Origin of the sequence: Anaerocolumna sp., assembly GCF_032079385.1 — a bacterium.
Classification (GTDB): domain Bacteria; phylum Bacillota; class Clostridia; order Lachnospirales; family Lachnospiraceae; genus Anaerocolumna.
This window is the reverse complement of sequence record NZ_DAMAUC010000010.1, coordinates 26,758-48,046: the sequence shown is the minus strand read 5'-3', so window position 1 is coordinate 48,046 and position 21,289 is coordinate 26,758. Positions and strand designations below refer to the sequence as shown.

General features: G+C 37.4%; 15 protein-coding genes. 1 reads left to right on the top strand and 14 read right to left on the bottom strand.

Features of this window, described 5'->3' with window-relative positions:
* Positions 1 to 180: 180 nt before the first annotated feature.
* Both RT261_RS09675 and RT261_RS09670 read right to left on the bottom strand, forming a co-directional pair.
* On the bottom strand, positions 181 to 768 hold the full coding sequence (locus RT261_RS09675) for a superoxide dismutase (RefSeq protein WP_313132132.1): 588 nt from the start codon (positions 766 to 768) through the stop codon (positions 181 to 183).
* A gap of 127 nt (positions 769 to 895) precedes the next feature.
* Positions 896 to 2,566: a formate--tetrahydrofolate ligase gene (locus tag RT261_RS09670; RefSeq protein ID WP_313132131.1), complete on the bottom strand. Its 1,671-nt coding sequence runs from the start codon at positions 2,564 to 2,566 to the stop codon at positions 896 to 898.
* A 360-nt stretch (positions 2,567 to 2,926) separates the two neighbouring features.
* Between RT261_RS09670 and RT261_RS09665 the strand changes: the two genes are divergently transcribed.
* Positions 2,927 to 3,580 (top strand): HAD family hydrolase, encoded by a 654-nt coding sequence (locus RT261_RS09665; protein WP_313132130.1) that lies wholly within the window; start codon positions 2,927 to 2,929, stop codon positions 3,578 to 3,580.
* A 300-nt stretch (positions 3,581 to 3,880) separates the two neighbouring features.
* On the opposite strand, the gene RT261_RS09660 is transcribed toward RT261_RS09665, so the two are convergent.
* The 12 genes from RT261_RS09660 to RT261_RS09605 form a co-directional block, all read right to left on the bottom strand.
* Positions 3,881 to 5,266 (bottom strand): sensor histidine kinase, encoded by a 1,386-nt coding sequence (locus RT261_RS09660; protein ID WP_313132129.1) that lies wholly within the window; start codon positions 5,264 to 5,266, stop codon positions 3,881 to 3,883.
* On the bottom strand, positions 5,263 to 5,949 hold the full coding sequence (locus tag RT261_RS09655; protein WP_313132127.1) for a response regulator transcription factor: 687 nt from the start codon (positions 5,947 to 5,949) through the stop codon (positions 5,263 to 5,265). The genes RT261_RS09660 and RT261_RS09655 overlap by 4 nt, the downstream gene beginning before the upstream one ends.
* Before the next feature lie 24 nt (positions 5,950 to 5,973).
* A complete protein-coding gene (locus RT261_RS09650; protein ID WP_313132126.1) occupies positions 5,974 to 6,243 on the bottom strand; it encodes an SHOCT domain-containing protein in 270 nt (89 codons plus the stop codon).
* A gap of 267 nt (positions 6,244 to 6,510) precedes the next feature.
* Entirely contained in the window at positions 6,511 to 7,242 is a 732-nt protein-coding gene (locus RT261_RS09645) for an HAD family hydrolase (protein ID WP_313132124.1), read from the bottom strand.
* Positions 7,243 to 7,382: 140 nt separating this feature from the next.
* Positions 7,383 to 8,297, bottom strand: coding sequence for an ATP-grasp domain-containing protein (locus RT261_RS09640; protein WP_313132123.1), 915 nt, complete (start codon positions 8,295 to 8,297; stop codon positions 7,383 to 7,385).
* A 395-nt stretch (positions 8,298 to 8,692) separates the two neighbouring features.
* A complete protein-coding gene (locus RT261_RS09635; RefSeq protein WP_313132121.1) occupies positions 8,693 to 9,691 on the bottom strand; it encodes an ATP-grasp domain-containing protein in 999 nt (332 codons plus the stop codon).
* Positions 9,692 to 9,765: 74 nt separating this feature from the next.
* Positions 9,766 to 12,552 (bottom strand): FtsK/SpoIIIE family DNA translocase, encoded by a 2,787-nt coding sequence (locus RT261_RS09630; protein WP_313132119.1) that lies wholly within the window; start codon positions 12,550 to 12,552, stop codon positions 9,766 to 9,768.
* A 260-nt stretch (positions 12,553 to 12,812) separates the two neighbouring features.
* Entirely contained in the window at positions 12,813 to 14,474 is a 1,662-nt protein-coding gene (locus RT261_RS09625) for a DUF4091 domain-containing protein (protein WP_313132118.1), read from the bottom strand.
* Positions 14,475 to 14,736: 262 nt separating this feature from the next.
* Positions 14,737 to 15,624 (bottom strand): sugar phosphate isomerase/epimerase family protein, encoded by an 888-nt coding sequence (locus RT261_RS09620; RefSeq protein WP_313132116.1) that lies wholly within the window; start codon positions 15,622 to 15,624, stop codon positions 14,737 to 14,739.
* A gap of 57 nt (positions 15,625 to 15,681) precedes the next feature.
* Positions 15,682 to 17,817 carry a discoidin domain-containing protein gene (locus tag RT261_RS09615; protein ID WP_313132114.1) on the bottom strand — a complete coding sequence of 712 codons (2,136 nt, stop codon included), beginning with the start codon at positions 17,815 to 17,817 and terminating at the stop codon, positions 15,682 to 15,684.
* A gap of 47 nt (positions 17,818 to 17,864) precedes the next feature.
* Positions 17,865 to 18,944, bottom strand: a complete 1,080-nt coding sequence (locus RT261_RS09610) for a peptidylprolyl isomerase (RefSeq protein ID WP_313132113.1) — start codon at positions 18,942 to 18,944, stop codon at positions 17,865 to 17,867.
* A gap of 22 nt (positions 18,945 to 18,966) precedes the next feature.
* Complete coding sequence (locus RT261_RS09605; protein ID WP_313132111.1) at positions 18,967 to 21,279, bottom strand: hypothetical protein; 2,313 nt, start codon at positions 21,277 to 21,279, stop codon at positions 18,967 to 18,969.
* Positions 21,280 to 21,289 lie beyond the last annotated feature (10 nt).

Genomic DNA, 21,289 nt, shown 5'->3' with positions numbered 1-21,289 from the left:
ATTTGAACATCCCACAAAAAAGAGGGAATGGTGCTTGACATTTTAAAATGTTAAGCACCATTCTTTCAAAATTCGATATGATTCTTTCTAGAACTATTTTATACGGTATTCTTCTATCCAGCATTATTTTTCAGTGTATGACATTACTCTTTTTTATGTCAACACTATATACATCTACTACTACATACAACTTTCAAAACGTGCTTTTATTACTTCCCAATCAATATTTTTCATGAAATTATTGATATATTCTGCCTTGTTATCTGCATATTGCAGAAAATAGGCGTGCTCATACATATCTAATACAATAAGAGGTATGGATATTTGAATATTACCAACGTCATGAGCATCTAAACTGATATTCCGGTAACGGTTGGAACGTGGATCAAAGCAAAGGATAGCCCATCCCCTGCTAGCTGTAGCTGTAGCTACAAAATATTTTTTCCACTTTTCATAGCTGCCAAAATCTCTGTCTAAAGCTTTTTTTATCATTTCATCCGGCTCTTTCTCATATCCACCTATATTCTCAAAATAATACTCATGAAGTATTACTCCGTCTAGTGCATAAGTTTCTCCTCTTTTTAATCCTCTGAATTTACTGTACGTGGAATTGGCATTTTCCAAATCCGGATCTTTCATTAAAATTTTATCAACTTCATTTATTTTATTAATATATCCTTCGTATAATCTCATATGAACATCAAATTGTTCCCTGTTGATAACAGTTACATCATCTGTATATTGGAATTCTAATTTTACTAATTCCAATTTACACCTCCAAAAAATTGTTTTTCTATATTATACGCAAGATATTTTTTTTATCTACCAAAAACAAGGATAAAAACACCTTCTGGAATGACATCTTTTATTTATAACAGCCTCTTGCTGTTTCCTATTAGAATAATCCGGTTATAATTCCTTCATTATTTACATCAATTCCTTCTGCTGCAGGGATCTTTGGCAAGCCCGGCATGGTCATAACAGTACCGGTAATGGCTACCACAAAACCTGCCCCGGCTGATACATATACTTCCCGGATATTTATATTAAAACCGGAAGGGCGTCCTAACTTTGCAGGGTCATCCGATAAGGAGTATTGATTCTTTGCCATACATACGGGAACTTCCTTAAAACCAAGGTTCTCAATTTTTTTAATTGCTGTTTCAGCAGCCGGATCATAAGTTACAGAAGCAGCTCCATAGATTTCTTTCGCTATGGTTTCAATTTTTTCTTTTATAGATAATTCTTTCTTATATAAAGGTGAAAATCTACTCTCTTTTGTTTCCACCGTTTTTATTACTTTGTTGGCTAACTCAATACCACCATCACCGCCCTTTTCCCATACTTCGGATAAAGCAAATTCACAGCCCTTCTTTTCACAGAATTCTTTTACATACTTTAACTCCGCTTCCGTATCCGTTAAGAAGCGATTTAAAGTAACAATAATTGGCACGCCATATTTATGTAAGTTCTCAATGTGTTTTTCCAGATTAGCAATACCATCCTTTAAAGCTTCCAAGTTTTCACTTCCAAGCTCTGTCTTTGGTACCCCGCCATTATATTTTAATGCACGCACAGTTGCTACTAATACTACTGCAGCCGGTGTTAAACCTGCACTGGTACATTTTATATCAAAGAATTTCTCAGCACCTAAATCAGCACCAAAACCTGCTTCTGTAACCACAATATCCGCAAGTTTTAATGCAGTCTTCGTGGCTCTTACACTGTTGCAGCCATGGGCAATATTTGCAAAGGGCCCACCATGTATAATTGCTGGCGTATTCTCTATGGTTTGAATCAGATTTGGTTTCAGAGCATCCCTAAGTAAGGCAGCCATAGCTCCTACCCCATTTAATTCTTTCGCTGTTACCGGTTTTCCATCATAAGTATAGGCAACAATAATTCTGCCAAGTCTGTCTTTTAAATCTTTCATATCATCCGCTAGGCAAAGAATAGCCATAATTTCTGATGCTACAGTTATAATAAAATGATCTTCTCTTACCACTCCATCTGTTTTACGTCCAAGACCAACTACGATATTACGAAGAACACGATCATTCATATCCACGCAGCGCTTCCAAACTATCTGGTTAGGGTCAATATTTAGAGCATTTCCCTGCTGAATGTGATTATCCATCATTGCAGCAATTAAATTATTAGCTGATGTAATAGCGTGAAAATCACCAGTAAAATGTAAGTTTAAGTCTTCCATGGGAACTACTTGTGCATATCCGCCGCCGGCAGCACCCCCTTTGATACCAAAGCAGGGTCCTAAAGATGGTTCCCGTAAAGCAATCACCGATTTTATATTCAATTTTCCTAACGCTTCGCCTAAACCTACCGTTGTAGTGGTTTTTCCTTCACCTGCGGGAGTTGGATTAATTGCTGTTACTAAAACAAGCTTTCCGTCCCTATTATTCTTAACTTTATTCCATAATTCGTCCGATAATTTCGCTTTGTATTTCCCATAATACTCTAAATCATCTTCTTCAATATTAAGTTTTGAAGCTACTTCTCTAATATGTTTTAATTTTGATTCCTGAGCAATTTGAATATCCGTTTTCATTTATACACCCATTACATATTACATCTGCTTGCAGATATAGCACTCTGATTTACAGATGTGATATTGCCACCAAAGATTTGGTTGAAAGACTTTCATTGTGGCATCCTTTCTATATCTTATTTTCCTTCAACCTTTCAAATAGGATACCGTTTTTGCGGCATCAAACACTTCTAGTAATTCCGTCAGAAATTCGTAAAAGCAATCTCTTTTGCTATATTCTATTATATCAAATCAGTATAATAATAAAAGAGTAAAATATATTATATTTATTCTGAAAACTTATTAGTATATATTCTTTGACCTTATTCGATCCCCGGGTTATAATAAAGCTAATACTATTTAAAGGAAGGCAGGATATTTATGACTTATACTACAGTGATTTTTGATATGGATGGCACCCTTTTAAATACTCTGGACGATTTGAAAGACAGTTTAAATTATGCTTTAAATCAAATGGGTTTTCCAACAAGAACCTTGGATGAAGTGAGACAGTTTGTAGGAAATGGTGCGAGACGTTTAATAGAAAGAGCAGTTCCTGCCGGAACTGCCAAAGAGACCCTTGATACCTGTTTAGAAATCTATGCTAAACATTATGCAGCAAATAACCAAAATAAAACCAAACCATATGATGGTATTATAGATTTGTTAAAAGAATTAAAAGATAAAGAATATAAACTGGCTATTGTTTCAAATAAATTTGATTCTTCCGTAAAAGCATTATGTAAAGAACATTATGATGAATACATTAAAGTTGCTATTGGAGAATCTCAACATGTTGCCAGAAAACCGGCTCCGGACAGTGTATTTACCGCTATGAAGGAATTAGGTTCCAAAGTCGAAGAAACCATTTATATTGGTGATTCCGATGTGGATGTACATACGGCTCATAATGCCGGTTTAAAATGCGTTGGTGTTACATGGGGGTTTCGGGATAGAGAAATACTCCAGAATGCAGGAGCTGACTATATTATAGATAAACCCATGGAATTACTAAAAATTCTGGCTGATACTTAATCTTTATATTACTTTCAGGCTCCGTTTCTTATTTCGTGTAAACTCGTTTTACAGAATACTCCATTTTGAGCTTAATGATAATACACAAAATCCATGAAACGCTGTCAAGGCAAGGGGTTCAGCCTTGACTGTGGTTCATGGATTTTATAAAATAATTAAGGCTCAAAAGTTCCAAAACACTGAATTTGAAGCGGTCTCTACTTTCATTCTGAGCCATTAGGCAAAGAATCCTTTTAATACACCATTCCTCCTCCCCTATCGGCTCAGAATGAATGGTGTATTAAATTATTTATTTCCGTATTAGATATCTTTTTCTCTGGGCAATTGGAGGATAAATTTACTGCCTTTGTTTAATTCTGAGGAAACAGACAATTTTCCATTAATGCTTTTCATATTCTCAATGGCTACATATAGTCCAATACCCTCTCCATCTGAATTAAGTACATGGTCACTTCTATAATAAGCTTCAAATATCTTATTTTGATCTTCTTTACTAATTCCAATGCCGTTATCCTCGATGGATATTATTACCTTATCATCTGCTAATTGATAATCAATTTGTACTCTGCCGCCGGAACTCGTATATTTGTATGCATTTGTAAGTATATTATAAATAGTTTGGCTTAGTTTATATGGATCCGTAAATATGTTTATTTTTTCATTGCCAATTATAATAAGATCAATTTCTTTTTTCTCATATTGCGCCTTTAATCCGCTTACTATCTGTCTTAATAAATGATTAATATTAACCTTTTCCATATTGGTCATATCTAATTCTTTATCGGCATCAATCATGCTGCTCATATTAGTAATAATATTAGTTATATTCTCTATTTGGTTCTCACATATTCTGATTTCCTCCGGAGTCAATTCTATGATTCCATCTTCAATACCTTCTAAGTGAGTTTTCATTATAGTAAGGGGTGTTCTGGTTTGATGAATCATTTCATCGATTAATGCTTTTCTGCTTTTTTGCTTTATTTTTAGCCTTGTCTGTAAGGATTCTAAGCTTTGTTGTATTACTCTGATTTCCTTCACATTAGACCGAAGTTTTATTGTTTTATTTCCCATATCAATGTTCTGAGCCATATTAGCAGTCATAATTAAATCTTTACTGGTTTTTTTACTTATGAGAACTCCAATTATAATTACAAAGATTAAAACAATACTAATAGAATATATGCTATTTTCCATAAGTGAGGATTGAAAAAGCCAGGCATCCATGGAATTCTCAGCTGAACTGTATTTTGTGATGTTAACCTGGCCAAGCACTTTGTTTCCATATCGGATTTCGGCATTATCAATTTCTTCCAGGCCGGGATTATAGTTTCCCATCATCATACCGTGCATGCCATGTCCATTGCCATTCATCATGCCTTTTCCCATTGTATCAATACTACTAACATCTGCTATAAGAAGGCCTTCTGCATCATATACTTTTATTCTGTTAATTGGGTCAACCAGATGGGTTTCTAATTGAATTGCCATCTGATTTTTTGAATAATTTTCTGCAGATAAGGTTTCGGTAATATATGCAACAATTTGTTCAAAATGTTTATCATAATTGTCTTGAACATAATCTTTAAAGTATTTTTCCGTTAAGGAACTTAAAACAAATGAATTAACAACAACAGAAAATATCGCTACCAGAATAAGCATTATTAACCATTGTTTTCTTATAGTCATAGTTCCTCACCTCCAAATATATAACCGGCTCCATATTTTGTTTTAAGCAATTTCGGGTCTTTTGGATTGTCTTCTATTTTTTGACGTATTCGTTTTATATAGCTGTCTATATTACGATCATATCCCTCGTAATCATCTCCATAGGATAATGTTATCAGTTGTTCTCTTGTAAGTATTTGACCTTTATGCTTAAATAATGTTTCTAATAATTTATATTCAGCAGCTGTAATAGAGATTTCCTGTTCCTCTTTATATAGCTTCATACTATTTGCATGTAAACTTAAACCCCTATATTTATAAACGGTTTCATCGGAATCATGATAAATTCGTTTTAAAAATACTTTAATACGTTTCATCAATTCTCTTGGACTAAATGGTTTTACTACATAATCATCTCCACCAATTTCAAATCCTTTTAGACGATCCACTTCCGCTTCTTTCGCTGTTACTAAAATAACCGGTATATCAGAAATTTTACGGATTTCTTTTAAAACTTCAAAACCGCTGATACCAGGCATCATAATATCCAAAAGAACAAGGTGAAATTTATTTTGATTAAAAAAGTTCAAGGCCTCAAATCCGTCTTTTGCAATTGTATAATCATAGCCTTCTTTCATAAGATATTTGGCTACCACATTACTAATCTGCTCTTGATCTTCAACTAACAAAATATTGTATTTCATAATTTCACCTCATTCTAAAGCATACTATTTATTTTCCAGAATATCTTTATGTCTGAGATATTCTTCTTCAGTAATATCCCCATTGGCAAATTTAGTTTTCAAATTGTCCATTGCAATATTGGAAACTGTTTTAGACTTATTATTTTGAATCAATTTAACAATAAATATAACTGCTACTATAATTAATAAAGTTGTAAATATAATAGTAAGCCAGTTGTTGTTCATAAATCCAAAGCCCGAACAACTGTAACCGCTGTTTCTAAGAGTATTAGAATATCCTCTTCCATACATCATAAGAATCACTCCTTTAATTTATTTATCTTTCTTAAAAGATAAACTTATTATATAAGCAGATTATGACTAAAATATGATTTTACTCTATCACTGAAAAATGAAGTCAATCATGCAGAAATAATAAAGGGAAAGCATCTGAATAAAATATTTAATGCTTTCCTTTATTTTAAATTTAATTATCTATATTCTTAAAGTTCTTACTTCGTTTAATTTAGTACCTGCGGTTAATCGAAGTGCTCTGATATATTCAGCATGCTTTACCCAATTCTACACATGAAGATTATTTAGCATATCGATCAATTCTCTCCAGTTTTCTATATGAATATGATTAGATTTTGGCATTGCGCTTTTATGTCTGATTGCACCTGTATACCACACACCTGTCATACCGGCATTTACAGAACCATCTACATCGTAGGCTGGATTATCACCACAATACCATACTTCTTCTGGTTTTAAACCGGCTTTTTTTAGGGCGAATTGAAAGATATATTTTGACGGTTTACGGAAAACATAATCACTGGTAGCCATTATGAATTCAAAGTGATTGGTGGGGATTAATTCATTAATGCGTTCTTTTAATGAATCTTCCCCAAAGGAAATGTTACTGATTACACCTGTTCGAATAGTATTATCATCCAGATATCTAAGTAATTCTTCAATTCCTTCTGTTACAGCAGCAGGGGAGGCATTGTCCCAAAATATCTTCTCAAGTTCCCAGAGTTCCATATTAAATTCCAATTCAAAATATTCATTGATGTATCTTTGAAAATTGAAATTATGAATTTCGTATTTGTAGGAATCTACCGTATCCAGATTATATCTGCCGATATCTTTTTCCAATTCTTCTACAAAATTATTTATTTCTTCTGCTGTAGCACCGGAGCCGTTTTGGATAGCCCTATTTAGAAGAGCTTTCTGACCTGCTAAGCCATTAAATACGCTTTCGTTTATTAATGTTTGTCCATAATCAAATAAAATCATCTTTGGCTTTTTCATATTTACCCCCGTTGCATATCCCAGGCAAACCTGCGATATCTACTTTTTTAATTTCCAGATGGGACGCCGCTTGTCATCTAAAACCTTTAGTTCCAACTCCCATATTTCATTTATTCTTTTTCTATGAGCTTAGTTAGAAATTATAAGTTCATTTTAATATAATCTAAATACAAACGTACCAAATTAATATCTGTGCATTGATAAAGCATTCTTGCACCTACCACATCTTCGATTTCATTAAAAATAAGTTCTCCTTTGTCTCCAATAATAAAATCTATTCCAACTAATCCGAAATCAAAGAGGCTGATTATCTTTTCTACAGTTGTAGTTTCTCCTTTAGACAGGTGATATTCTCTCACATCACCGCCTAAAGAAAAATTTGATTTAAATCCCTCTTTGGCTGTTCTTAGTATGGCTGCAATTATCTTCTTCCCAATCACATAAACACGCAGGTCCTGATGTTTAGATCCTGTAAGAGGTTGTAATACAATATCAGATTGATTTAGTCCGTTAAGAATCTCCCGTTTATCGAATTCTACACTTGTAGTATTATTGGTTTTTTCATTCGAAAACTCTTTTTCCCCCGTTTCTTTCGTTGGTGGTTCCAGAAAAAACACCTGAGTTCCTCCATGTCCGGCAACCGCTTTTATAACGGAAGGTTCCTGTATCTGATTCATTGCCTCTTCTGTCATATAATTCTTAACAAACGCAGAGTCTACCATATCAATATCTAACTGAGCAACGTATTGATAGGTCCTCGCCTTGTCATTACATATTTCTGCAACTTTTGAATTATTAAAGACTTTAATGCCCATATACTCTAATTGCTTATTCAGTAAAGGATAAATAGTACGGCAGATTGCAAAATCCGGACGGCCTATTTCATTATTTTCATACTTAAAGTACCATGTATTGTTACGAACACCAAACTCTAATTTTTCAATTAATATAAGTTTGATTTGCATACTTTGAAGTTTGCCTTCTTTTATGTAAAATTCAATATATCTTTTGTTTTTTTCAACATCATGCCCACTGTATATTAACCAGCCAACCATAGTTTCTCCTTTTATCTCTTAAAACTAAAATTATTATATTTCTCTCTTATTATTTCCCTTTACTATTTTCCTTTATCATATCTCTTACATATTTTTCTTTATTATTTCTCTTTATCATTTATCATATCTCTTTACATATTTTTCTTTTTCTAGTTATTCTAATTACTTAATAAAAATTCAATAAAATAATTTTAATCTACTTATCTATAAAGCTTTCAAAGAAGGGGCTATTGCAAAACGAATGTTTCATACCTGATATTAATTACATGACCAGCTTTCCTCATATCTGATATAACTATTCCATTTTGCAACAGCCCCTTATAAAATTCCTTTATTTCAAAATACAGCAATTCTAATAACACCATATTATTTCCTTGTAACGCAATAAGAGAACTTTAATATGAACGGGCTTTTTTATCAGATGATTTTATGGAATCACTCAATCTTTTTAAAATATGTTCCATAATATAATCAGCTGCATTTACCCCCGTACAATCAAAAATATTCCTAAAATGGGCGTTGGAATTCACTTCACAAACTATTGGTTCATCCTTTTCCCCAAATAAAATATCTACACCGGCAAAATCTAATCCAAGTATTTTACAACATCTAACTGCCAAGTCCTTTTGCTCTTTTGTTGGATGATATGCTTTCATTTTCCCACCATTGGTTATATTTGCTCTAAAATCACCTGTGTCGGAATACCGATACATAGACGCCACAACCTGATCTCCTACCACCTGAAGACGAACATCCTTACCACTGCTGGTTTCAATAAATTCTTGAAATAACATAGGCTTTGGCTGAATCTCTTTCACCTTTTCTTCTAACTCTTTTTTATTATAAGTCAAATAAACCTGTTGACCAAAAGATCCAAAGCATTCCTTCACTACCATTGGAAATGAAAGTTCTTCTATAACTTGCTCCAGAAAATCCATACTAGTATATCCTATATTAGAATATGTCATAGGAGCAAGTATTGTTTTTGGCATCTTTATACCTGAACTTTGAAGATATAAGTGAGTCAGAGATTTATCATCACAGATTGCAATAGATCTAGCGGAATTAAATACTGGAAGTTCTTTTAACTCCAGATATTCAGCTAATCTTACATCCTTATCCCAAAATAGTATAAAGTCTGGTCTACCTTTGCCCACCTCTATATGTTCTGTTGAATTCTTAGAACCCAATTGTACCAACACTTCTTTGTTAGTTTTAATAATTAATTCAACACCTGCTTTTTTAGCAGCTTCTACTAACCAAAGGTTAATTTCCGTAAATTTATACGTATGCAAAAAACCATTTGTAATAAGCCATGCCGTCATCTTTATACCTATCGTATAAGGCCCTGTTGCAGATGAATCCTTTATACCGGATATAATTATAATAATCACCCTAATACTAATATCCGGCATCCTTTTTCTATCTTGCAGCAATCCTTTCCTTTCTTTATTACCTTCAACCTTGTCTATACGTATTCGTCAATAAACTGCTCAAATTCTTCTAAAGACATTAATACCTTTCTTGGTTTTGTTCCTTCTTCCGGACCTACTACACCAGCTTCTGCCAGCTGATCCATAATTCGTGCAGCGCGGTTAAAACCTATTTTATAGACTCTTTGTAACATACCAATGGAAGCCTTGTCTTTTTCTATTATAAATTTACCGGCTTCCATAAAATATTCATCACGGTCATTTGCAGGCGATGAACCGGAAGCTTCATTCGCTTGTACACTGGTTATTTTTTGTGCAACTTCTTCATTATATTCCGCTGAAGAATTCTGAGCAGTTAAGAAATCTACCACTGCACTGACTTCCTTATCGGATACAAAGGCTCCCTGTACACGAATAGGTTTTGGATATCCCGATGGGAAGAACAACATGTCACCCTTTCCAAGTAACTTTTCAGCTCCGGAACCATCAATAATCGTTCTGGAATCAATAGCTGAAGAAACGGAAAAGGCAATTCTGGATGGAACATTTGCTTTAATCAGACCGGTGATTACATTAACGGACGGTCTTTGGGTAGCAATAATTAAATGCAATCCGGCAGCACGTGCCATTTGTGCCAAACGGCATATTGCATCTTCTACCTCTCCCGGTGCAACCATCATAAGATCAGCAAGCTCGTCTACAATAATGACGATCTGAGGCATCTTCTGATACTTCTCATCGTTAAATTCTTCTACTTTAGATACCTTTTCGTTATAGCCTTTTATGTCCCGGACACCTAATTCCGCAAACTTCTGGTAACGTTCGGTCATCTCCATAACCGCCCAATTTAGTGCGGCAGAAGCCTTTTTAGGATCCGTAACAACAGGTATTAATAAATGTGGTATTCCATTATAAACACTAAGTTCTACCACCTTAGGGTCAACCATAATCAGACGGACATCCGATGGTTTTGATTTATATAAGATACTCATAATTAGTGTATTAATACAAACGGATTTACCGGAACCGGTAGCACCTGCGATAAGTAAATGGGGCATCTTAGCTATGTCCGTAACAATAGGTTGTCCACCAATATCCTTTCCTACTGCAAAGGCAATATCGGATGGATGCTTCTTAAACTCATTGGCTTCAATTAATTCACGAAACATTACCATAGTATTTTCTTTATTGGGTACTTCAATACCAACAGCGGCTTTTCCCGGTATGGGTGCTTCAATTCTAATGTCTGCGGCTGCCAGATTTAATTTAATATCATCTGCCAAACTTGTAATTTTACTAACCTTTACACCTTGTTCCGGCTGTAATTCATAGCGGGTTACAGCAGGACCACAGCTAACATTGGTAATAGTTACCTGAACGCCGAAACTCTCTAATGTTTTCTGGAGCTTCAATGCAGTTTCTTTTAGATCTTTATCTGTCATACCTTTCGCATTTGCCTTTGGCCTTGTGAGCAAATCAACGGTTGGGAAAATATATTCCTTCTTTTCCTCCAGATTTTGATTAATATTCATAGGTTCTACCTCCCCATCTCCTGCAACACTTGATTTTGCTGAAGAACTACGGGAGGATACTTTATTCGTTACCTCATGGACAGCCCCTTGCTTCTCTTCTTCAGGAAAGCTATTCATTTGGGTGCTCTGGGATTGTTCTTTCTCTGTATTATATGCTCCGGCATCACTATCAACTACATCCTCACCGGCTGCATGAAGGAGCCTCTTGATATCATCATCAATGCCAGGACGATTCTGCACTTCAGGATTGGATAGGGTACTATCACCCCCGGTACCAAACTTCGCTTTTAACTCTTCCGAAACCTTTTCATTTACTGAAGTTTCATCATAATAAGAATTACTTCTTTGGATTGGAATATCATCTACGTCCATTGGTTTGATTTCTTCCATATCAAAAGAATCTATATTTGGTGAAGAAACATTGTCATGTGCAGCAGCTTTTTTCTTTTTCTTAAAGCCAAAAAGCCCGTCACCTTTTTCAGCAGCTCCTTTATTCCCGGCATTCTTGTCCTGGGAATCATCCCCTGTAGCTGCCATCTTCTTAGAATCTTCCTCTTTCTTTAGTGTAAAAGTTTTAGCAGGCCTGCGCTCTTCTTCTGCTGCCATTTCTTCTTCTCTTTGTAATCTGCGTTCTTTCATTTGTTTTAAAGAAGCTTCACTCTTTACTCCAAGAATGGTTAGAAGCGCTTTGCCTGTAATAAACATAATAGAAATAATAGTAAGGGCTATTAGTATTATATAAGTGCCTGCTTTTCCAAACAAAGGATATAAAACATTACAGAGAATTCCCCCTATAATTCCGCCTCCGTTTTTAGATTCCGATGACATTTTATAAATGTCGCCAATTTTACTGTTTTGGGTATACCCATATGTAATAAGATGTATTAAGGAACTGACAGCAATACTTAAAGCAATTGCACCCATTAATTTTATACGTGCAACATAATTACCCCGGTTTGCTATGTAAAATGCCATTCCAAAGAATAAGAAAAAAGGTAAAAGGTAGGCCAAAAATCCAAACAGACCAAAAGTAACACCATTAATGAATCCGCCAACTTTACCGCTTAAATTAAAATTGCTTAAAATAAGCAATAAGGCTATTACTAAGGATGCTACCAATAAAATTTCATCATAGAATAAGGCTTTCTTTTCCGGATCCATGCTCTGTCCGGCACTTAGGTTACCAGCTTTCCCCTTATTTTTAGGTGGTCTTCCTCTTCTGCCTGAATTGGAACCACTGCTTTTTCTTTTCGTAGTTGATTTTTGTGAACTTTTTTGTTTCGTAGCCATTTATAATCCTCCTTAAGCTACTGAATCTATTCTAAATAATATAAAATATAATACAGTCATAAACGACAAATTGATTCTAAGTCATTGAATATATTTATTCAATGAAACATTAGAACCAATTTCATTATACCTTTTATTCCATTTCCATGCAAGGGAATTTCCTTTCAAGTTAAAAAATACGTGAAAGAATCTTTAATTAACTAACCAGTTATATATCTATAGCGAAATCAGAAAAATTAGGAGGATTTGGATGATTGATTTTACTTTTCCATTCTTTTTGATATTTCACTATTTACCCGCTTTCTTAAGTTTAATAAATAGGAAGCATCCTGAGGATATTCTTTAAATGTAATAGGCCGGTCATATCCCTGATAAATCATTGATTCTACAAAAGACCTGTCTGTTAATTTCTCCAAAAGCCTGAGAGTTCTCAGGTCATATAACGCTTCCGAAAGTACCATCAAACGTATTGATGCATAAGGTGTCCCATCCTCTGCAGGATATACCAGAAAGGGGTCACCAGAAGGGAAGGCACCACCGGCATCTGTAATTTGGAAAGGGTTGATTGGTGAAATAGAATATTGGGAATTATAAAAATTATAGCCCCAATGCAGAAATCCTTTTATATTGTAAAGATAAAGCTGCAGACCCAGAATGCGGTTACGTGCCGATGGCATGGAAAAGAAACGGTTGCTCACATCCAGACTCTGTGCACAGCAGTAGTAAGTCCATAAATCAGGTACATTTGCATCAATGAAGTCCTGGATATGGTCATTGCAAACCACAGGTTTTTCTACGATTCCCTCCTGATACATGCTGTAACTGCTTAACGCATCAATCACATTACAATCTGATAATTGCTCCCATACAATCCTTTTTGCTGCCGCATATGACTCCTTGTGTTCTGTCCCAGGCTCATCCGATATATGAAAAAATGTATGAGCAAGGTAACCCTCCTCCTCCAGTACTTTTTTAAGTTCCGGCAGCATCTGATCCAGAAATTCCTTATATTCTCTACTGCAAGCAGCCGTTTCCCATCCAAAAATCTTCTTTAGCACTCCGTTTTCCTCTGCAATAACCTTAGGTGCATGTTTCGCTCCCCATTGTGTAAAGAGATGGCTAATTTCAATATATTCTACTTTTTTCTTTTTACAAATGCCAAGCCACCGTCTTAACAAAGTAAAGTCAAACTTATACTTACTGCTTTCTTTCTGAATTTGAAGCAGCTGAACCGTTATTCTCTCTCCTCCCTCTTTCGTATCAAGAGGCGGCGTTAAAATAGGTGTTAAAATCATATTGATTCCATGTTTTACTGCTGTCTCAATAAAATTTTCAATGATTATCCAGTGTTCTTCTGAAAATACAGGTACCTTATAGTAATTGGCAAGACAATCCGTATGAAACCACTCGGTATGAATCAATTCCTGATGGGGAAGAGTTACGTTAAGAGACCGGATGTGGACTGCTTCCTCCCAGATTGTTTCCTCCCCCTTATTTATTCTGATTATAATCGGATATCTCTGCCCCGCCATATCTTCAGTAAGCACGATATCAAACCATAATGCTCTCCATTGATAAGGATACAACTTTAACTCCTCATCCTTTTTAGGAAGCAATAAATCCGGGTAAAGGCCCGGTCTGGTACTTATATAATTACTGTCATATTTATCATAGGCCGGCAGGTCAGAAGGCACCAGTTCAACGCTCCTGATATTAATTTTATCTTCAATTTCAGAGGCAATCTTAAAACGGAATAATTGGTCAGTTTCATTTTCATCGCAATTAATCCTGTAAGCCAGCTGGAATGAAACGGTTTCGCCAAGGAGTCCGCTGATTTCCAGCCCTTCCTTTAATATAGTGGGTTCCGTTTCAGGAAATATTTTTTCTAATGAACTTACCACACGAAAGTCATATTCTATCATTTTGATTTTTTATCCTTCCTATCATATCTGTAAAAGGGACTTCGAAAATATATTCTTGGGATTATGTCCTTTTTCACATCCGTTTATCTTATCCTATTGATAATGTAACATTATTTTTCCTTTTTTCCAAGTATAAGGCAATGATTACGTGTACATTCATGGAATTTTTCTTCCGGAACGCAAGACATAATCAAAAAACTGCCTGGTGAACCAGGAGAAACAACCTTTGCAAGTTCCTCTGGTTCACAGGCGGTACACACTTCTAGCAATGAGAATACATCTCATTAAGCCATATTCCTGCCTTATATGCTTTTTGAAGGAATTCCTCCATGTCGTCCTCATAGCAATTCAATTCCATAACCAAAGGAGGTATATAGGCTGATTTTGCAATTGCCTTCATCACAGCAGGCCATTCAATTGAGCCCTCTCCCGGAATAAGATGAAAATCCACGGCACCTTTGTTATCATGAAGATGTACGGCATAGAGGCGTTCTCCATACTTTTCTATTATTTTAGGAATATCCTTGCCCCAAATCATATTTGCATGTCCCGTATCAAGACAAAAGCCCAGAAACTCCGGAGGATATTTGGAAAAAAGAAGGTCTAATTGTTCCAGTTGTTCTTCTTCCGGCATATCAAACAGATTCTCTATACATATCCGTACACCTTTTTTTATACAATAAGGCTGCAACTCATCCATAGATTTGTAGACCTGTGTGTAAAATTCTTTCTTAACTTCCGGCCTTTTTCTGATTGTAATATGTGGAACATAAAGATGAAGTACAATTTCAGTTGCCCCCAGGCAGTCTGCCAAATCCACTCTATTCTTAATAAGTTCCACCCCTGCTTTTCTATTGTACTCAATGTCCGAGGTATAATCCTTGCGGTAATGTCCATTCAGAATATTTACATTCCGTCTAGAACCTTTAGAAGCGTGGAGTGCCTTTGCTTTTAATCCATATTTTTCAAACCACTCCTTAATCTGCTCCATCTCATAAGAAGAATACAAGTAATCTCCATCCCACTCATGACACCAGTGAATATGAGTAAAACCCGCCTTTGCTGCCTTATAAAGAATTTTTTCCACTTCTTCAATCTGCGGACTTTCTCCCGCAAAATCCGTCGCTATACCAAGCTCTATCTGTTCCATTCCAAACCTCCGTTTTTGACCAAACCATTGTGCAGCTCTCATACGGTATATACTTTTTTAATTTTCCTTATCTTCCATGCCAAAGGAGTCAAAGACAGCATCCCTGGCATCACCAGTCGAAGCTGGCATTTGCCTGGCTGATGGTGAATCTTCAAGTTTAAATTCAAGTTCAGTAAGGGTAATGTTTTTCCATGTCAGATTGGCACCGGTAACCTTCAATCGGAGCTGATACGCTGTAACCGTTGGAAAGGTAACTGACTGGGGTTCTTTCGTCCCATTGTTCAACTCCCATTCAATCTTTGCATCGGATAAGGCTGTCTCCCAATTTTGTCCGTCGTAATACTCCACATCAAAATTGGTGATGCCTTGACCTTTTCCGAAATGTACCCACAACGTGAGCTTATTTAAGGTTATGGGATTATCACCGAAGTTCACTGTGATATCGCGAGGGAAGGTGGCGGTGGTAATATTGGCAGTACTTGCCCAATATGTGTCAACATTGCCATCGATAATATTTGCAATTGTGCCGTCTCCTGTAGGGAAGGTCGTGGTGACTGCGGCGATAGGGTGGCGATTGATAACATCAATCGGATCGGGCATATCCCCCGCCGCTGGCACACTGCCGGTGTACTCATGTGCACCAATATCGGGAGCCTCGTTATATAACGGATTACCAAAATAATCCCGTCCCCCATTATTGTTAATACGGATACCTGCGCCGATTAAAGGAGAACCTTCCTGCAATTGGTATCCATTGACTGTGTTCATACCGGCTGCTCCTGTTCCGGGAGCTGTAAATTTCGGCTCTGCGGTAACCTTATGGGCATCGGATGCTACTAAGGTATTTCCGCCGTAATAGGCATTGTAGTCAAAGGTTTGTCCTGTCAAACTCTTCCATCCCCGATCCCCTTTACTATAATACGCATTGTTGTAATTTTTTATGTTGCGCGGTGCTCCGGAGGGCTTTGTAAAGTAATCGCTCATCACCGGGTTTTGGGAGGCTGCTCCCACATAAACCGTATTGTTGTAATTATAAACATTATCAATTGAGCCACTGTAACGGAATATGCTGCCTTTGTCATTTTGACTGATGTTATACCTGACGATGGTATTGAGGGTCCAGTAGGTATCGTTTACATAAAGCATAAACCCACCGGCGTTATCATGGCTGTAATTGTACTGAACCAGGGAATTGATATTTCCTGCATCCACATCAAATCCATGTCCATCTTCCTTGCCGTTTACACACTCAAAGGATTCGTTGAACTGAACCAGGTTATTGTCGGTATATGCCCACCAAATGGAGGCATTTGTGGCCAGATAGGTAGCTTGTTGCACCGTGTTGTGTTCTACAACTGCACCATCGGTTACATTCCATGCGATTCCGCCTGTTGCCGCTCTGATGATGGTATTGTTGGAGATTTTTACATTTGTGGAAGGCGTCCATGGTCCATAAGGCTTTGGTACCCACTCCCATAAATCGCCCATTCCGTAACGCAAGATACAATTAGAACTAATATAAATACCATAAGCATCCACATCCTTGAGCATATTGCCGTCAATTAGAATATCATCAAAGGCACTTGGTGTTTCTGAGCCTACTGAATCAAAAATAATTCCCCCGGAGCGGGTGGTATAAGCGCCGTCAACATCATGAATATCCATGTTTTTAATTTGAATGTGATGCAATATACCGGCTTCTTCGTTCAAAATGTATACGCCCCGGCGCTGCCCTCTGGGATTCTTCCAGTTTCTATCAAAAGGCAATGGTGAAGTATTGGTAACCTCTAGGTTATTGATTTCCCAATACTCCTGATTCTTCAAAAAGATGGCTTCCATCTCGGAGGTTACCCCTGCGATTAATGGCTTGTTTCCGGTACCGTACATATCGATGACGATAGGATTGCCCTCTTGTCCGGAACCCTTGGGCCACAGCCGGCCATCCCAGCGTTCCCCGGCCTTAAACAAAATCTTGTCGCCTGGTTTGAAGTCGGTAGCATTGACTTTATCCAGCGATTTCCATGGAGAGGCCTCACTTATGCCGCTATAGCTGTCATCCCCTCCCCTGCTATCCACATAGTAGGTCGTTCCCCCGGCCATTGCATTCATTGGCAAAGCGGTAACAAACATGGTGCAAAGCATTGAAAAAAATAAAAGTAAACAAACAACCTTTTTAAAACAGTGTTTCTTCAAATAACTTCATCCCTTTCGTTTTTTATTTATGTAATGCCATGTTGGCTCTACATCTCAAATTTTCTGTACTCTTCTTCATTCAAAATAATCTCTGCTTCCAATATTCGTTTATGAACATACTCCTCATACTTATTATCGATATAGTCTTTTATAACATGGTCTTTAACCTCATCAAATGATAGCTCTCCTGAGTCAGCCTTTACATTTTCAATGCATTTGATGATATAAAAACAGCCATTTTCTTCGATTACCCCTCCAACTTCTCCCTGTCCAAGATTTTGTACGGCTTGAGCAACCGGACTTCTTGCCACATGGATGTAATTACTAAAGCTATATAGTTGCTCGGTAACTTGTACATTCTTATCCATTTCCTTTACTGCCTGTTCCAATGAAATCCCGGATAAAATCTTTGTCAAAGCAGAATCCATTTTTTGTTTTGCCTCTGTTTTAAGCTGTTCATCCAGATTCCACCCTTCATCCAGAAATGAAAGGGTTATTTGTTGTACCTTAACGGATGGCATTGCTTGGTACAATATGCTTTTTTTCGTTTCATAAAACTGTTTCAATTGCTGTTCATCCGGCTTCCAGTCATTTTCCATCAACTTATTCTTGACCTCCAATACCCCATTGCTCATCACATATTCAAAATAAGCATCCTCTGTGTACTGAACAGGTCCGAAAATGACCTGGCTATTTTTGATTGCTCTTTCTCTCCTGTGGTTTTCAGTTTTCAGGCTTTTCAAAAAACCTTTGTAGCTGATATCCGACATAACTCCCTGCTCCTTTGCAATCATCTGTTGAACTTTAATGCTCACACAATCTTCCAGCGCTTTCTTCTTTATCACCTCCTGCGGAATTTCTCCTCCGTATGGCGTACTCCAAAAAGAATCCGACTGTTGTGCCTTATATTTATTTTGAAAATAGTCGGTGACCTGGACTTTATTTGCCTGAATTGCTTTTAGAAATTCATTGACATGAATCTGAACACCGTTTACCGTTGCTATATTATAATCCTGACGGTTCTCTTTTGAAAAAACGAATCCTGTGATGACAATCATGACACTAACAAATAAAACCATTATTCCTGCAATATACCACTGTTTATAGCTGTTGAATTTACGTGCCATTTTCCATTCACACTCCTCATCATCAGACTACACCATTCAGCGAAAACATGAGCGTATCTCCCATGCGCATGGTAAGCTCCAACTTTGTCACATTATGCCCGTAATACTGCTTTTCATATACTTCATAAGGGCTGCATGGCTGCTTAAAATAAATTGTATGTTTTCCCTTATAGGAAGCATGAATGGTCACAAAATTCTTATTGGCATAAAGGACATCATCCTCTTTATTGTAAAGATGGCAGCCCGCATATTCAGCCAGAGAAGAAAGCAGCTCGGCCCTTAAAATCTGGGGTGCCAGGTATACACTGGTCCAGCCGTCCATTTCCTTTAGGGCATAGGCCGGAACCCCCATCTCGCAATAGGTTCCCAGAATCTCAGCATCCGGATCATCAATATAGAAGCCCGGATTCATATAAGGGGGACGGATTACATTTTCAAGCCATACGTTACTGTGTACATCCCTGTCAATATAGCCGTACCTGCGATCTTCTACCCCATAGCGCACCGCCGGATGGGAAAGGTTAGTTATCTTAAACCAGGGAGAGCAGGTATGATCTATCCGCCTGGTCCTGAATCCGGTAAGTTGTTCTATATTTTCATTGCACATCACCTTTTCTTCCTCCGGATTAATAAAGCCCGGGGCATAAAGCCAGAGCACAACCGCATGATTCTTTTGGGCCTTTTTAATAATAGCTTCTCTTTCCCTGCCTGTCAGACAGAAAGCATTCATCATCACATAGAGCTTATAATCCGGCATATCTTCCCTGCTGCAGTCATTATGAAAATAATAATCCACAGGTGCTCCGATTCTCGCCAGATCAGAGGTTCTGTAGTAATCCAGCATCAATATATTGGTATACATGGAAACTGTATGGCAGCTTTCCTGATCATATATGAGAGCAATTTCGTTTACCTTGCGGCGATCCAGAGTGTAAGCATATTCTGCAATTTCTTTTTGCCGCTGGAACAGCTTATAGATATCCTCATGTTGATATCTGCCCCCCTCCGGGTGCTGATCAAACCACCATGCATAAATATCTTCACAAAGAACCCTGGCAAAATCCCTTTTCAGCGTCACAAGACTGTCTCTTATATCATACAGCCCCATGGCATCCCTGTAGAAAGTGTCTTCCAGATGGGTTCTGCTGTCTTCCTCCGCCACAAACATCTGTCCACGCAGACGGAAGGAATCCTGCATTTCCCTCTGAGCCACATAACCGCCGGGTTCTCTATTGTTGTAGACCCCGGGCGCCGCCAGAAAGTCCACATAACCGCAATCCAGAATGGGAAGGGTGGATGTGGCGGTACTGCTGTTGAAGAAATCCGTGCATCCATAGGAACCGTAAAAAGCACCTACCACTTTTCCCTCATAACGCTCCTTCAAAAGCTTTGCAAAATAGATAATAGCCTCCGCCGTGGCCTCATGGAATGCATCATAGAAATCTGCCACATAGCGGTAATCCTCCATGTTAAGGAATACCCCCAGATTGGCTGGTTTTTCCCCATCCATATCAATGGCTTTTCCAATGATACGCTCCGCACTTTCGTAGTACTTCATGGCATCCATGATGCCCTCTTCCATAAAAATAAAATACTGCTCCTCCACATTGGGAATAATGGGATTTACAAAAGAAGCTTCTTTTTTCTTCCAGGCCTTTTTAAGGTTTTCTTCCGTTTCGTACCTTTTTTTTAAAAATTCCCCATAAGACTTACGGAACGCTGGGGAAAAATCCCCATATTTCTTTTTCTCCCTGTCACAAATGTCATTTACCGGATACCATTCGGAAGTTCCACCTGCTGCCAGAAAATATCCGATTACCCGGTCTGCGAAAGGCAGAGTATCCACCTCATCGCAGAATTCTTTCAGAGCCTTTCCGACCGCAGTCTTCCATTTTTCAGAGGCAAAGGAATACATTCCCGGAATCTCATCTTTATGTACCTCAGAGGAAAGTATAGCCGGTTCATGGCTTCCATCCTGATAAGTAATCAATTCTTCTTTATTTTCCTCCATCCATTCCACCGGAGGATGCAAACCGATACGCACGATAATATAAGCCTCCGGTACCTGTGAAAGAAGGGTCCGGGCATTTTTTATAAAAGCTTCCATGCCACTCATTTCATGACGCTGCACTCCTTCTTCATCCATATAATCCCTGCCCGGGCGCAGCCAGTCCGTATTGGTCATCAGAAAGAAAACTCTCATTCCCGCTTCCCCCAGACTCCGTATATAATCTGGTTTATCGAATCTTGCGGTCATTGCCATGGGAGGACAGGCCTTTCCATCAATAACCAGAGCAGGGCTTCCATTGATATTTTTTATCTCAGCAAAACTCATAATCTCATCC

Coding starts and splice junctions, on each gene's coding strand:
- RT261_RS09670 (WP_313132131.1), bottom strand. CDS start 2,566: ATGAAAACGGATATTCAAATTGCTCAGGAATCAAAATTAAAACATATT.
- RT261_RS09665 (WP_313132130.1), top strand. CDS start 2,927: ATGACTTATACTACAGTGATTTTTGATATGGATGGCACCCTTTTAAAT.
- RT261_RS09660 (WP_313132129.1), bottom strand. CDS start 5,266: ATGACTATAAGAAAACAATGGTTAATAATGCTTATTCTGGTAGCGATA.
- RT261_RS09655 (WP_313132127.1), bottom strand. CDS start 5,949: ATGAAATACAATATTTTGTTAGTTGAAGATCAAGAGCAGATTAGTAAT.
- RT261_RS09650 (WP_313132126.1), bottom strand. CDS start 6,243: ATGATGTATGGAAGAGGATATTCTAATACTCTTAGAAACAGCGGTTAC.
- RT261_RS09645 (WP_313132124.1), bottom strand. CDS start 7,242: ATGAAAAAGCCAAAGATGATTTTATTTGATTATGGACAAACATTAATA.
- RT261_RS09640 (WP_313132123.1), bottom strand. CDS start 8,297: ATGGTTGGCTGGTTAATATACAGTGGGCATGATGTTGAAAAAAACAAA.
- RT261_RS09630 (WP_313132119.1), bottom strand. CDS start 12,552: ATGGCTACGAAACAAAAAAGTTCACAAAAATCAACTACGAAAAGAAAA.
- RT261_RS09625 (WP_313132118.1), bottom strand. CDS start 14,474: ATGATAGAATATGACTTTCGTGTGGTAAGTTCATTAGAAAAAATATTT.
- RT261_RS09620 (WP_313132116.1), bottom strand. CDS start 15,624: ATGGAACAGATAGAGCTTGGTATAGCGACGGATTTTGCGGGAGAAAGT.
- RT261_RS09610 (WP_313132113.1), bottom strand. CDS start 18,944: ATGGCACGTAAATTCAACAGCTATAAACAGTGGTATATTGCAGGAATA.
- RT261_RS09605 (WP_313132111.1), bottom strand. CDS start 21,279: ATGAGTTTTGCTGAGATAAAAAATATCAATGGAAGCCCTGCTCTGGTT.